The sequence below is a fragment of the Paenibacillus sp. J14 genome, assembly GCF_000518465.1.
GTDB classification, from domain to species: Bacteria; Bacillota; Bacilli; order Paenibacillales; family Paenibacillaceae; genus Fontibacillus; species Fontibacillus barengoltzii.
Map to the genome: position 1 here is coordinate 34,019 of NZ_JADQ01000037.1, position 13,620 is coordinate 47,638.

The window sequence follows — 13,620 nt, forward strand, 5'->3', positions numbered from 1 at the left end:
GTTCGATTTATTTTACGATGATTCTTCGGGATGCAGCCATCCCCCTCAATTCGACGTTCAAAGCCTCCTTTTCCTCGTCGTTAAGCTCCAGATGTAACCCATAATGGTGATTGGGGGGCTCCAGCTCTCTTTGCCAGCGGATTTCGCCGGAGAAAGTGCGATTCTCATCGCTTAAGCGAACATGCAATAGGACACGTATCACGTGGGAGGATGCGTGCAGATTCAATTCGGTGCGGACCCGGCAACCGGATTTGCTGATATCGATAAGCTCGATCTGCGCCGGTTTCAGGGGCAGCGCCTGCCCGTCAATCGACACAATTTCGAGCGATGCGGCGATCGGCGGATTCAGAGAGTAACGAAAAGGCTCAGTTCTTCTAGTGTTTATCATAAATAAAATTATAGCGAAAATTGTCGATCAGAACACCGTTTTTATTCTAAGAGGCACAGCAAAAAACCGCCGCAGCATGAAGCTGCCAGCGGTTTTGGTGATCTAGGCGTCAGGCCTTAACATTAACGGTCAGCTGCCGTACTAGACAGCAACGCTTGAAGGTCCGGCTCAATCTCAGATGGTTCGGTGCGAGCCGAATAACGCTTGACGATCTCGCCGTCTCGCCCAACCAGGAACTTCACGAAGTTCCATTCGATATCCCCTGTATCGTAAGGTTCTGGTGTATGCTCCCGCAGATAACGGTATAACGGGTGGGCGTTCTCACCGTTTACGTCGATTTTGGCGAACAGCGGGAAGGTGACCTGATAATTCGTTTCACAGAAAGCTTTAATCTCCGCCTCCGTTCCAGGCTCTTGTTCGGCGAATTGATTGCATGGGAACCCAAGCACGGAGAAGCCTTGATCCTTGTACTTGCTGTACAGTTGCTGGAGCCCCGCATAATGCGGTGTCAACCCGCATGCACTGGCGGTATTAACGATAAGCAACACCTGCCCCTGATATGGCGCGAGCGTCGTGGTTTCCCCCGTAATCGTACGGACTTCAAAATCATATAGGCGGCTCATCAGCTTACACCAAATCGCAGGCGTCCGCTGGCATCCAGTGAGCATCCTGCCCTTCCCATTTCACATTACAGCCGATCGGATTGGTTAACGGAATTGAAATTTCGCAACCAGTGGTAAGTTCCTCCAACACCCGATCCAGATCGTTGACCGTCATTTTGCTCGTGTCACGTGGGTTATCCACGCCGCGTCCCGTATAGACAAGCTTGCGGCCAGAATCAAAGACGAAGAAATGCGGCGTGCGCAGGGCCCCATAGTCTTTCGCTGCCGTCTGTTCCTTGTCTCGCAAATACACCCAAGGGAATCGATGCTGCTCCATCCGTTTAACCATGTGCTCGAAGGAGTCTTCCGGGTGAGTGTTCTCGCTGTTCGAGTTAATTCCTACGAACACGACCCCCCGATCCTTATACTTCTCCGCCGTTTGCCGCGTGACTTCATCGGAGCCGAGTACATAAGGACAGTGATTGCACGTAAAAAACACGACAAGCACCTTGGCCGAAGCAAATGATTCTAAAGAGTAGGTCTGGCCATCTGTAGCCGGCAGATTAAAGTTTGGAGCCGCACTTCCCAAAGATAACGTGAAACTCATTTACCATCACCTCTCACCTATTTTGATAACGGTTACTTCCATTCTACCTTAAATGTTTCGATCATCTCAAATTTTAAGAATGACCTGCCAAATAGCTGTCATAGATATGACACCTTGAAATTTTCTATTGTCTATTCTGTGAAAATGATGTAAAGTAGCTTATCAAACAAACAAATATTTTTTTATGTTAGTTAACTTAACACTTCAATTGACCATAGTTCGATAAATCGTCACTTTTAGCGAAATTACGGCAAAGAGAAATGTGATTTACCGTATATCGCTCATTGAATCCTTCTGCATAGGCTTCCGCTTTACTTGATTGCTGTGCGGAAGCGAAGATGTACATTCGTCCGCGTTGTAGAGACATTTCGAAGGTCGAGTGTCGTAACTTAGAGAAAGAGGGGCTAAGTTACACCTTAATGCTTTAGGAAATTACAGTGCGACAGATGAATTGTACATTTGTCTATTGTTGGCGGACATTGTCGAATTGCGAGATTCCATTTTCACGGGAAAAGAGGCTGTAAACATGATTCAACCCATTTTGCAGATTAAGGATTTGCATACCCACTTTTTTACGGACCGAGGCGAAATCCCTGCGGTGGACGGCGTGAACCTGTATGTGAATCCCGGCGAGGTGCTTGGTGTCGTTGGCGAATCGGGCTGCGGCAAAAGCGTTACCTCCTTATCGATCTTAAAGCTGATCCCTCAGCCGCCTGGCAAAATTACGGGAGGGTCGATCGAGTTTAAGGGGAAGGACATTGTTCCGATGAAGGAGCGGGAAATGCGAGCGATTCGCGGGAACTCGATTTCCATGATTTTTCAGGAGCCGATGACGTCGCTGAATCCGCTGTTTACCGTCGGCCAACAAATTGGGGAGACGGTTCGGCTGCACCGGGGGCTCAGCAAGAAGCAAGCACGGGAACATACCATCGACATGCTGAAAAAGGTTGGCATTCCTCGGCCGGAGGCCATCATCGATGAATATCCGCATCAACTCTCCGGCGGGATGAGACAACGGGTGATGATCGCGATGGCGATCTCCTGTAATCCGGAGTTGCTGATCGCTGACGAACCAACTACAGCACTCGACGTGACCATCCAGGCACAGATCCTCGATTTGATCCGGCGCTTGAATGAGGAGAACGGTACGGCCGTAATGATGATCACGCATGACCTTGGGGTCGTTGCCGAGATGTGCCACCGGGTAGCTGTGATGTATGCCGGCAAAGTGGTGGAGGAGGGCCCTGTGCGGGATATTTTTAAAAATCCGCTGCATCCCTACACCCAAGGGCTGATCAAGTCGGTGCCGCGCATGGACGAGGACCGCAAGCGCCTGTTCTCCATTCCAGGCAACGTGCCGATCCTGAACACCCGGATGAAAGGCTGTCGCTTTGCCGAACGCTGTTCGCATGCGATGCCGATTTGTTCGGAGCAGCTGCCTGAGCTGAAGGAATACGAAACGGCGCATAGCTGCCGGTGCTGGCTCCACGAAACGCCACAGGAGGAAGTTGTATGAGTGAACCCTTACTGCAAGTTGAACATCTAAAAAAATACTACCCTCTCGGGGGCGGATGGTTTGGCAAGTCCCAGCAATTCGTTAAAGCGGTCGATGACATCTCATTTACCGTGCACCGGGGAGAAACGTTTGGACTCGTCGGGGAAAGCGGCTGTGGTAAATCTACCACTGGCCGTTCCCTGCTTCGGCTGATTGAGCCGACCGGCGGCAAGGTGATTTTTGAAGGGGAGGACATCACGGCTTTGTCGCCAGAGGCGCTGCGCCGGAAACGCAAGGATATGCAGATTGTATTCCAGGATCCCTTCTCCTCGTTGGATCCTCGCCATACGGTGCAGCGGATTCTGGAGGAACCGCTGATCGTTCACGGCGTGGGCAATGCCAAGGAACGTAAACAGATGATCGACCGGTTGATCGATGTCGTTGGTCTGACGCAAAGCCATCTGCAGCGTTATCCGCACCAATTCTCCGGCGGTCAGCGGCAGCGGATCGGGATCGCCCGTGCATTGGCGCTCCAGCCAAAGCTGATTGTCGCCGACGAGCCGGTTTCCGCGCTGGATGTGTCGATCCAGTCGCAGGTGGTGAACCTGCTTCAGGATCTGCAAGAGGAGTTCGGGTTGACGTACATCTTTATCGCCCACGATTTAAGTGTCGTGAAGCATATCTGCGACCGGGTAGCGGTTATGTACCTCGGCCGGATCGTTGAGATTGCCGACAAACACAAGCTGTACTCGTCACCTCAGCATCCGTATACCCAGGCGTTGCTCTCCGCAGTTCCGCAGCCGGATCCGGACAAGAAGACCGAGCGGATTATTCTGCAAGGCGAAGTGCCCAGCCCGGCTAATGCGCCGGTCGGCTGCGCGTTTCATACGCGGTGTCCGATGGCAATGGACGTTTGCCGGACGCACCGCCCTGAGCTGGCTGAGACGGATGCGGGCCATTTGACGGCTTGCCATCTGTACACCGAAGTGAAGAACACAGGAAGCGCGAGCTTGGCATAAAGATGACGTTTTGAACTACCTCTAAAGGTTTATAGTCTGGGTACTATGCCCAGCTTTTTTATAAACAAGAAATTATATATTGGGATTCAGAAGGGAGCCACAAAATGAAAGCAAAGAGATGGAGTAGTGTTGTTCTTGTTACGATGCTGAGCGCCGCCATCGCCTTGGCGGGGTGCGGAGGCAGCAACAATGCCGGTGGCAGTAATTCCGGCGGAACGAATACGGGCGCGAATACGGAGGCAACCACTCCGACCGGTTCGGCCCAAGATACATTGGTTGTAGGCCGCGGCGGGGATTCCGCTTCTCTGGACCCAGCCATCGTAACCGACGGTGAATCTTTGAAAATCGCCCACCAAGTCTTTGATTCCTTGCTGGAGTACAAAGAAGGAACAACCGAGGTTCAAGGCTCGTTGGCCGAGAGCTGGACGGTATCTGACGACGGTTTGACCTATACCTTCAAGCTGCGTCAAGGCGTGAAGTTCCATGATGGTACGGATTTTAATGCGGATGCGGTTGTATTCAACTTCACCCGTTGGTCTGATCCAAACAGCGAATACAAATTTGAAGGCGACTCCTTTGACTACTATGATTCCATGTTTGGTCCAGACGGCAAACGCGTTATCAAGGAAGTAGAAGCGGTCGACGAGAACACGGTTAAGTTTACACTGAACCAACCGCAAGCGCCGTTCTTGCAAAACCTGGCCATGACCTCCTTCGGGATCGCCAGCCCAACGGCCATCAAGGAGAAGAAAGAAAACTTCAAGAACGAGCCGGTAGGTACAGGTCCATTCGTATTCAAAGAGTGGAAACGCAACGACTCGATTACGTTAGAGAAGAACCCGAACTACTGGAAAGAAGGGCTTCCGAAGCTGAACAAAGTGATCGTTCGCTCTATCCCGGATAACTCTGCTCGTTTCAACGCGCTGCAAAGCGGTGAAATCGATTTGATGGAGGACCTGAGCCCGGACGATCTGGCGACCTTGGAAGCGAACCCGGATCTGCAAAAGATCGAGCGTCCTTCCAACAACGTAGGTTATGTCGGCTTCAACCTGAAGAAAGAACCGTTTAACAACGTGAAAGTAAGACAAGCGCTGAACTATGCCGTTGATAAGCAAGCGATCATCGATGCCTTCTTCGCAGGCCAAGCTGAACCGGCTAAGAACCCAATGCCGCCGTCCCTGTGGGGCTACAACGATAGCATTGCTGATTATGAGTATGATCCAGAGAAAGCCAAAGCGTTGCTGGCTGAAGCAGGTTATCCGAACGGTCTGCCAGGCGAATATGTCTTCTATGCCATGCCGGTATCCCGTCCTTACATGCCAGATGGCAAGAAGGTCGCCGAAGTTATTCAGCAAAACTTTGAAGAAGTTGGCGTAAAAGTGAAAATCGAATCTCCGGAATGGGCCGTTTATCTCGACGATGCGCAAGCCGGTGAAAAAGACGATCTGTTCATGCTTGGTTGGACCGGTGACAACGGGGACCCAGACAACTTCCTGTACACACTGCTGGACAAAGACGCCATTCCGTCCAACAACTACACGTACTATTCGAGTGATGAGCTGCATGAGTTGTTAGTCGCTGCACAAATCGAAACCGATCAATCGAAACGTGAAGAACTTTACAAACAAGCGCAAGAAATCATTAAAGCCGACGCACCGTGGATTCCGCTTGTGCATACAACGCCGCTGCTGGCTGCAAAAGCGAATCTGAAAGGATACGTTCCGGCGCCGACAGGTACGGAATACTACAGCAACATCTATTTCGAATAACAGGCGGGATCTTAACGCCTCTGGCAGGTGAACCTCATCTTGAAAGCTTATATTTTGAAGAGAATACTCATCATGGTTCCTGTCCTAGTCGGCATGACGATTATCGTATTTTCCATTATCCATGCGATTCCCGGTGATCCTGCGGAAACGATTCTAGGGCAGAAGGCCACGGAGCAATCCAAGGAAGCGCTCCGCGAGCAACTGGGCCTGAACAATCCGTGGTATCAGCAGTATTTCTCTTACATGGGAGATTTGTTAAAAGGTGACCTGGGGCAATCGATCCGCACGAGAGTGCCGATTGCCCAGGAGATCACCCCCTATCTAGCGGCTACGGCGGAATTAACCGTGGCGGCGATGGCCTTTGCGATCTTCTTTGGCGTGAATGCCGGCATCATCAGTGCCTGGAAGCAGAATTCGTGGTTCGATTACATCTGTATGTTAATCGCACTGATCGGGGTATCGATGCCGATCTTCTGGCTCGGACTGATGGAGCAGTGGATCTTCTCGCTCAAATTGCATTGGCTGCCTTCCATCGGGCGGATGAATCAACGCGACCCGGTTGAAGCGGTCACGAATCTGTATGTGATCGACAGCATTATCGCTGGTCGCTGGGATCAGTTGTGGACGGTATGCAGACATCTGATTTTGCCAAGTATCGCGCTGGGGACAATTCCGATGGCGGTTATCGCTCGGATGACGCGGTCGAGTATGCTGGAAGTTATGAATTCCGATTTCGTTCGTACGGCCAAGGCCAAAGGGTTGTCGCAATTTATCGTCATCTATAAACACGCCTTGAAAAATGCTTTTATCCCCGTGCTGACGGTCATTGGTCTGCAAACTGGCGCATTGCTTGGCGGTGCGGTCTTGACCGAAACGATCTTCGCATGGCCAGGTGTGGGACGGTATATTTACGAAGCGATTAGCTCGCGTGACTATCCAGTCATTCAATCGGGCATTCTGGTTATCGCATTTATTTTCGTCATTATCAATCTGATCGTGGATTTGCTGTACGCAGCGGTCGATCCACGCATCCGTTACCGGTAAAGGAGGGAAACCATGGCAGAGGCAACTACAGCAAGCACAAACACCAGCACCGCCGTCCCGGCCGAGAAGGTTTCCGGACCTTGGCGCGATGCGTGGAAAGCGTTCCGCAAAAATAAAATCGCCATGGCCGGCCTGATCATGATTGTGTTTTTCATTCTGATCGCGATCCTGGCCCCGGTGATTGCTCCTTATGAATTCGATAAGCAGGTCCTGCGCGACCGCTTAAAACCACCGTCTTCGTCTCATTGGTTTGGGACGGACGATCTGGGGCGTGACCTGTTCACCCGCGTATTGTACGGGGCTCGAATCTCCCTATGGGTAGGGACATTCTCCGTGGTGGGATCGATCATTCTGGGGACGTTCCTTGGTATTCTGGCCGGGTTCTATGGCAAATGGATCGATATGGTGATTTCGCGCCTGTTCGATATTTTGCTGGCGTTCCCAAGCATTTTGCTGGCGATCGCGATTGTGGCCATTCTAGGTCCGTCGCTGCAAAATGCGTTGCTGGCTATCGCCATCGTCAACATCCCGACGTATGGGCGGCTGGTGCGGGCGAAGGTGCTTAGCTTGAAGAATGAAGAGTATATCACTGCAGCACGGGCAATTGGGATGAAAAACAGCGCGATTTTGCTGCGGCACATCCTGCCAAACAGCTTGACGCCAATCATTGTACAGGGCACGCTGGGGATCGCTACGGCGATTATCGAAGCGGCTGCGTTGGGCTTCCTAGGTTTAGGCGCTCAGCCGCCTACACCGGAATGGGGCAAGATGCTGTCTGACTCGCGTCAATTTATCGCCACCGCTCCGTGGACTGTAGTTTTCCCGGGGATTTCGATCATGCTGACGGTACTTGCCTTCAACCTGATGGGCGATGGTTTGCGTGATGCGCTTGACCCGCGGATGAAAAGTTAAATCTATCGTTATGAACTGCCGGGAGGTTTTCCGGCAGTTTTTTTGTGTGTTGTACCTAATATACGGGTCAACAGGTTTGCGGTTATAATTTAGGCATCGGATCAAGAGAATGGATAGGAGAGGGAGGCGGCAGAATGGCCAAAAAAGCGAGAAAGGTGACGATCGTTGGTTCCGGCCTGGTCGGTACGGCTTGCGCTTATTCGATGATTAATCAATCGATCTGCGATGAGATTATGATGATCGACCGGACGTATGATCGTGCGGTGGCACATGCGCTCGATTTGTCGCATTGCATGGACTTTACGCAAACCCGTACGAAGGTATATGCTGGCCGGCTGGAGGACTGCCGCGATATGGATGTGGTTGTGCTGACGGCAGGGGCGAATCCGAAGCCGGGGCAAACGCGATTGGATGTGCTGGGCGAGGCGGAGAAGATTACGCGGGATATCGTCAGCCGCATCGTAGAAGGAGGATTTGACGGCGTGTTTGTCGTCGCCGCGAATCCGGTGGATATCGTGACATATATCGTGCGCGAGGTGTCGGGGTTCCCGCGGAACCGGGTGATTGGCACCGGGACTTCCATCGATTCGGCTCGGCTCAAAACGTTGCTGTCGGAGGTCTTTGCTGTTGATCCACGCAGTGTAAACGGGTATGCGATGGGAGAGCACGGGGATTCGCAGTTTGTGGCCTGGTCGCATGTCACGATCGGCGGGAAGCCGCTACTGCATATTTTGGAGCAGCATAAGGAGCGGTTCCGCCACGTCAAGCTGGACGAAATCGCGCAAAAAACAAAAGATGCGGGATGGGAGATTTTTACCCGCAAGGGCAATACGCAGTTTGGGATTGGAAACGCGCTGGCTTATATCGTGAGATCCATCCTAAACGATGAACACAAAATCATCGCCGTTTCCGCTGTGTTGGAAGGGGAATATGGCCAAACCGGGGTTTGCTGCGGTGTGCCTGCCATTATCGGTGATGGCGGAATCGAGGAATTGCTGGAGCTGAACTTGACCTGGGAGGAACAGCAGAAATTTGCGCATTCCTGCGGCATTTTGAAGGCCGCGATTGCGAGTCTTCAACTCTAGTCAGGTTAAGCTGCCGTCGGTTGGCGGCTTAACAGAGCATCCGTTCATTGGGGAACGGATGCTTTTTTTATTTTTCCTGGAGAGGCAGTGATGCTGGGTTTAAGTCGCGGGAAGGATGGGGAATCCGGCTGAGGACTGTTCTGTGCCTATTTCACCTTTTTATATAGTAGAGAAAAGAAGGGAGGAACGGTGATATGAGTGATTTCGTGATTCGTAATTTGGCGGAGCTCGGGGATCGAGAAGCCGCGCAGGCGGCGGAGATTTTTGTGGAGGGCTTTTACGATTCGCTGCGATATTTTACTTCGGACCGGGACAAATTAGCGAGGGCTCTTGTGCATGCTTTGGTGAGAGAGCAGTTTTTTGTCGCCTTGGAGGAGGGACAGGTTCTGGGGATCTTCGCGTATTCCGCAGGACAGAAGCGGGCTTTCCGATTTCAACGGGCTGAGCTGCAGCAGGAACTTGGTTGGATGAAGGGAAGTTTGTTTTATTTTCTGGTCCGTCGGGAGTTGGAAAAACCGCTGCACTTGGCGGAGGGACAGTGTTATTTCGAGGCGGTTGCTACGGCTAAGCAAGCACGAGAGCGTGGGGTCGCCAGCCAACTGAACCATGAGCTGATCTCTCGTTTGGGCTATGACGATTATATTTTGGAGGTAGTGGATACCAACACTGCTGCGGTTCGCTTGTATGAGCGACTGGGATATGTCGAGTTTCGGCGGAAGCCGCAGCGCTGGTTTCGGAAGCAAACGGGGTTTAATGCCAGGGTGTATATGAGATGGATGGGAGATCAGGCTCAATCTGAATAAGGCGTGGTCAATTTAGGTCTGGACAAGAACGTATATTCGCATTATGATGAGGGCATCATGTTCGAAGGAGTGTTGCGGATGCCTTATTTTAAAGCCAGCCAAGCAGAACTTTATTATGAGGAGATGGGCTCCGGGCGGCCGATCGTGCTGATTCATGGATTTACGCCCGACCATCGTCTGATGAGCGGCTGCATGGAACCGATATTTGAGAACCGCGCGGGCTGGAGAAGAATTTATCTTGATTTGCCGGGCATGGGACAGTCGAAGAATTACGCGGGGATTGAAAGTACGGACGAAATGCTAGATGCGGTGCTGGAGTTAATTGATGCCTTGGTGCCGGAGTCGTGTTTTGCGGTAGTTGGAGAGTCTTACGGCGGGTACTTAACGAGAGGGATCATCGCTCGTCGTTCCGAGCGAGTTGAGGGAGCGGCGTTTATTTGTCCCTTGATCGTACCGGACCCGGCTCAACGGGAGCTGCCGGACCATACGGTGATTTACGAGGATCCGGCGCTGAGTAATGAACTGTCTCCCGAGGAGTATGAGGACTTCCGCTCGATGAGCGCGGTTATTGATCGACACACTTGGGAGAGATATGCGAAGGAGATCGTTCCCGGCTGTCGAGTGGCAGATTCCGCTTTTTTGGACAAGATTCGGGCGCGGTATGGGTTTTCTTTTTCGATCGATCAAGAGACGTTTGACGCCCCTTCGTTATTCCTGCTTGGCCGTCAGGATACGTCAGTGGGATATGCGGATGCACTTCGCTTATTAGATCAGTATCCACGGGGGACGTTTGCGGTCGTAGACCGGGCTGGGCATAACCTGCAGATTGAGCAGGAGAACATGTTTAACGCGCTGATGAACGAGTGGCTGGATCGAGTGGAGGAAGCTAGGGATAAGGAATGATGAAATGAGACAGGCTTGTGGTGAGACTTGAATTGGCGGGTGTTGCCGGATGATGAGATGTTAGAGGGAGGGTTCTAAGTGTACGAGCTGAAGACCAAAGAGAACGACAACAGCGTCATCGAGTTCATTGAAGGGGTAGCCGATGCGAAGAAGCGGGAGGATGCCTACCGATTGCTGGACGTTTTTACGGAGACCACGGGCTACCCGGCCAAAATGTGGGGTTCCAGCATCATCGGCTTTGGCTCCTACCATTACAAATACGCCTCCGGCCACGAAGGGGATGCGCCGTTGGTGGGCTTCTCGCCTCGGAAGGCGAAGATCAGCCTGTATCTTGCCTCGAATGATCCTGAGCGAGACGCTTTGCTGGAGTCCTTAGGCAAGCATACCCAAGGCAAAGGGTGTGTCTACATTAATAAAGTCGCCGACATCGATGTGGACGTACTGCGCAAGTTGATCCGCCAGTCGGTCGAGCACCTGCGGAAATTGTATCCGAATGATGAGGAGAAGAGCTAGCTGGTAAGCGGCTCTTTTTTTATGTTGGAAGTGGTAAGGGGGCGGTCGTCAGAGACGTCGTCTGCCTTTACCTGTCGTTTGCCTTGCCCGTTGGTTATCTGCCGCGATTGGTCGTCATTAGGCATCTGATTTACCGCGGTCATGAGTCGTGAGTCGGCTGGTTAACAGGCATCTGCCTTATCCATGGTCATGAGGTGTGAATCGACTGGCTATTAGGTATCTGCCTTACCGCGGTCATAGGTCGTGGAATCGACTGGTTATTAGGTATCTGCCTTACCGGGGTCATAGGTCGTGGAATCGACTGGTTATCAGACCTCTCGCCTTGCCCCCGCCCGCCGTGATGTCCGTCATGTTCGTGATGGTTTACCAGTCCCCTTTATCGGTCTTCATCCGAGTCGTCGGTTGGATATACTCGAAAAATCGAGTATATTTTACTGGGAAGTGGCACTTCCGGGCAATTATATATGAAATTTCATGCTTATTTGGACCTTTAGTGGCCTAGAAGCCAAAATGTATATGAAAAATCGAGTAGAATTCATGATTTCGGCCGTTTCTGTCTAATTATATATGAAATTTCGAGTAAAATTCGGCTACTTCTGTATCCTGCTCTAACGCACCGCTCGAGACTCCGCTCCTCCGCCCCACTCACGCGGGCGATTTCGCTCCGACGAACCCCCATCTGGGGTTCTCACCCAACCTGGGACTATAAAAAAAGAGCACCTCTACGGGTGCTCTTATCTCACGTCCCAGGAGGGATTCGAACCCCCGACCGACGGCTTAGAAGGCCGTTGCTCTATCCAGCTGAGCTACTGGGACATCTCAAATATGAAAAACACAAGCAAAAAAGATTATATCATATGTCAGATTGAGGGGCAATAACTTACAACGAAAAATTAACCTTCTTCAGATGGACTGGTGACACACCGCACATAAACAGGGCAATCTCGTCGAACTGATTCCCGCTCAACCTCACCTAAATCACCATTAAAACCACCACTCACCCCCTGCTCAAATCTCCCCTCTATCCCAGTTCCACCCAGACCATTTGTCCAAGATTTTTGCCTTCGCAGGGGACTGTGCTATAATCTCAATTAATTGTGATTCGGAGGAGAAAGGAGGTACCCTTATCAGCAGTTCACGACCCGATGAGAAAGACAACATTGTCTTGTTTCCCAAAACGTTGGACTATTACCAGATCGAACTGACCCGTATGCTGGAAACCGAAAGATATGGGGAGGCGGTAGAGCTCCTGCAATTTTTACTGCAATGCCAAGGAGAGGATCCGAGGCATTATGAGGAATGGCGAGCTTTATTGGACTGGCTGACCGGCGCATTTCCTGCGCTGAAAGACGGCATTTCGGAGGCTTCAGAACTACAACACATCGAGGAAGACGAGGAAACCGAGGAAATGCTCGCTCGCCGGCTCGCGGAGGCCAAGCTGGCCGAAGATGCGGGTTATACGGACAAGCTGTTGGCTGCCGTGAGGGACAAGCCGCTCTCGGAGCAGACGTTTCTTGCCCTGGAACAGCTTGCCTACCTGGATCGCCCCGAGATCGATGACGCGCTGATTGGCTGGATCAGCCGGGAGGAGATGCATCCGCTGCTTCAATATCGGGTACTGCAAACCCTGCGCCGCCGCGGAACGACGGGCACCCTGGTAATCATGCGCGGAGGGGAGCGGGTGGAAGTCGAGATTGAAGCAGTTCCGCTCAAGCCTGACGATTTTCCGCCGGCCGTACAAATGGTGTTGGATCGCGTAGGCGACCAGACACAGGTGCATGATCCGACCCTTTACTATTTCGCTCAGGAATTATGGACACAGTTCGTCATGGTATTATATGGTACGGCGGATTACCGCTCGCTCTTGGTTGAGGAAGATGCGATCATCGATATTTGGGCGGCAGCGCTGCATCAGATGGTGGCAGATAGCTTGTCCGGCAGCCAAACGGATGAGGAGATTCGCGCCATGTACGGCATTACCGATGGACTGCGGCTGCGATATGAGCAAGTTTGCCGAACGATTGGCAAATTCGTTGCCTCGGGACGAATCCACGGCATGTAAGCACCGGGTGGAGTGCAGGAGTAGATCACTCTATCAACCTTGCACAATAGAATCCGGTTTGCCCAATACCTGGCTGTGGCTCGGCTCCGTGTCAACTCATATAAAAATGTTACCGAAGGATAATGGTTCACTCACGTAATTTTGTTACCCAGTGGAGGCTGTTACATAGCCTCCACTGGGCGCGTAGCGGAGGCAGNCGTCACGGGNTGGGAAAGCAGCGCTTCCAACTGATTGTGTAATGCAAGCGGATCTTGGGAAGTCTGATACGCCTGTAACCGTTGGGTTTGTTCTGGTCGTAGCACGCCCAATTCGATTAACCGGGCAACGGGTGTTTTGGCCGTGTCGAATGTTTTCTTTACACGAGCCCCGCGACGCTCCTTGCCGATCAGCTTGCGAGTGGGCAAGCAGCAATTGAAGT

Annotated in this window: 13 protein-coding genes and 1 tRNA gene; 10 read left to right on the forward strand and 4 right to left on the reverse strand. The window is 51.9% G+C overall.

Features of this window, described 5'->3' with window-relative positions:
• Nucleotides 1-7: 7 nt before the first annotated feature.
• The 3 genes from M891_RS0114525 to M891_RS0114535 form a co-directional block, all read right to left on the reverse strand.
• Nucleotides 8-388 carry a PilZ domain-containing protein gene (locus M891_RS0114525; protein WP_016311085.1) on the reverse strand — a complete coding sequence of 127 codons (381 nt, stop codon included), beginning with the start codon at nt 386-388 and terminating at the stop codon, nt 8-10.
• 122 nt (nt 389-510) lie between these two features.
• Nucleotides 511-1,011 carry a glutathione peroxidase gene (locus M891_RS0114530; protein ID WP_028539360.1) on the reverse strand — a complete coding sequence of 167 codons (501 nt, stop codon included), beginning with the start codon at nt 1,009-1,011 and terminating at the stop codon, nt 511-513.
• Between the two features lie 4 nt (nt 1,012-1,015).
• Entirely contained in the window at nt 1,016-1,597 is a 582-nt protein-coding gene (locus M891_RS0114535) for a thioredoxin family protein (RefSeq protein WP_028539361.1), read from the reverse strand.
• A gap of 526 nt (nt 1,598-2,123) precedes the next feature.
• Here M891_RS0114535 and M891_RS0114540 point away from each other — a divergent pair.
• From M891_RS0114540 to M891_RS0114580, 9 genes are all read left to right on the forward strand, one after another.
• Nucleotides 2,124-3,113: an ABC transporter ATP-binding protein gene (locus M891_RS0114540; RefSeq protein WP_028539362.1), complete on the forward strand. Its 990-nt coding sequence runs from the start codon at nt 2,124-2,126 to the stop codon at nt 3,111-3,113.
• On the forward strand, nt 3,110-4,111 hold the full coding sequence (locus tag M891_RS0114545) for an ABC transporter ATP-binding protein (protein WP_028539363.1): 1,002 nt from the start codon (nt 3,110-3,112) through the stop codon (nt 4,109-4,111). Before M891_RS0114540 ends, M891_RS0114545 begins: the two co-directional genes overlap by 4 nt.
• 104 nt (nt 4,112-4,215) lie before the next feature.
• Nucleotides 4,216-5,880 (forward strand): ABC transporter substrate-binding protein, encoded by a 1,665-nt coding sequence (locus M891_RS0114550; protein WP_028539364.1) that lies wholly within the window; start codon nt 4,216-4,218, stop codon nt 5,878-5,880.
• 39 nt (nt 5,881-5,919) lie between these two features.
• Nucleotides 5,920-6,924, forward strand: a complete 1,005-nt coding sequence (locus tag M891_RS0114555) for an ABC transporter permease (RefSeq protein WP_028539365.1) — start codon at nt 5,920-5,922, stop codon at nt 6,922-6,924.
• 12 nt (nt 6,925-6,936) lie between these two features.
• Complete coding sequence (gene nikC, locus M891_RS0114560) at nt 6,937-7,836, forward strand: nickel transporter permease (RefSeq protein WP_028539366.1); 900 nt, start codon at nt 6,937-6,939, stop codon at nt 7,834-7,836.
• Nucleotides 7,837-7,970: 134 nt separating this feature from the next.
• On the forward strand, nt 7,971-8,921 hold the full coding sequence (locus M891_RS0114565; protein WP_016311093.1) for an L-lactate dehydrogenase: 951 nt from the start codon (nt 7,971-7,973) through the stop codon (nt 8,919-8,921).
• 194 nt (nt 8,922-9,115) lie between these two features.
• Entirely contained in the window at nt 9,116-9,724 is a 609-nt protein-coding gene (locus M891_RS24685) for a GNAT family N-acetyltransferase (RefSeq protein WP_028539367.1), read from the forward strand.
• Between the two features lie 78 nt (nt 9,725-9,802).
• Nucleotides 9,803-10,627: an alpha/beta fold hydrolase gene (locus tag M891_RS0114575; RefSeq protein ID WP_028539368.1), complete on the forward strand. Its 825-nt coding sequence runs from the start codon at nt 9,803-9,805 to the stop codon at nt 10,625-10,627.
• A gap of 78 nt (nt 10,628-10,705) precedes the next feature.
• Complete coding sequence (locus M891_RS0114580) at nt 10,706-11,140, forward strand: DUF1801 domain-containing protein (protein ID WP_028539369.1); 435 nt, start codon at nt 10,706-10,708, stop codon at nt 11,138-11,140.
• Nucleotides 11,141-11,882: 742 nt separating this feature from the next.
• Here the strand turns inward: M891_RS0114580 and M891_RS0114585 are convergent.
• Nucleotides 11,883-11,956: transfer RNA gene (locus M891_RS0114585), tRNA-Arg, on the reverse strand.
• A 349-nt stretch (nt 11,957-12,305) separates the two neighbouring features.
• Here M891_RS0114585 and M891_RS0114590 point away from each other — a divergent pair.
• Complete coding sequence (locus M891_RS0114590; protein WP_084628900.1) at nt 12,306-13,202, forward strand: hypothetical protein; 897 nt, start codon at nt 12,306-12,308, stop codon at nt 13,200-13,202.
• Nucleotides 13,203-13,620: the final 418 nt, after the last annotated feature.

Coding starts and splice junctions, on each gene's coding strand:
- M891_RS0114550 (WP_028539364.1), top strand. CDS start 4,216: ATGAAAGCAAAGAGATGGAGTAGTGTTGTTCTTGTTACGATGCTGAGC.
- M891_RS0114525 (WP_016311085.1), bottom strand. CDS start 388: ATGATAAACACTAGAAGAACTGAGCCTTTTCGTTACTCTCTGAATCCG.
- M891_RS0114540 (WP_028539362.1), top strand. CDS start 2,124: ATGATTCAACCCATTTTGCAGATTAAGGATTTGCATACCCACTTTTTT.
- M891_RS0114545 (WP_028539363.1), top strand. CDS start 3,110: ATGAGTGAACCCTTACTGCAAGTTGAACATCTAAAAAAATACTACCCT.
- M891_RS0114535 (WP_028539361.1), bottom strand. CDS start 1,597: ATGAGTTTCACGTTATCTTTGGGAAGTGCGGCTCCAAACTTTAATCTG.
- M891_RS24685 (WP_028539367.1), top strand. CDS start 9,116: ATGAGTGATTTCGTGATTCGTAATTTGGCGGAGCTCGGGGATCGAGAA.
- M891_RS0114575 (WP_028539368.1), top strand. CDS start 9,803: ATGCCTTATTTTAAAGCCAGCCAAGCAGAACTTTATTATGAGGAGATG.
- M891_RS0114565 (WP_016311093.1), top strand. CDS start 7,971: ATGGCCAAAAAAGCGAGAAAGGTGACGATCGTTGGTTCCGGCCTGGTC.
- M891_RS0114530 (WP_028539360.1), bottom strand. CDS start 1,011: ATGAGCCGCCTATATGATTTTGAAGTCCGTACGATTACGGGGGAAACC.
- nikC (WP_028539366.1), top strand. CDS start 6,937: ATGGCAGAGGCAACTACAGCAAGCACAAACACCAGCACCGCCGTCCCG.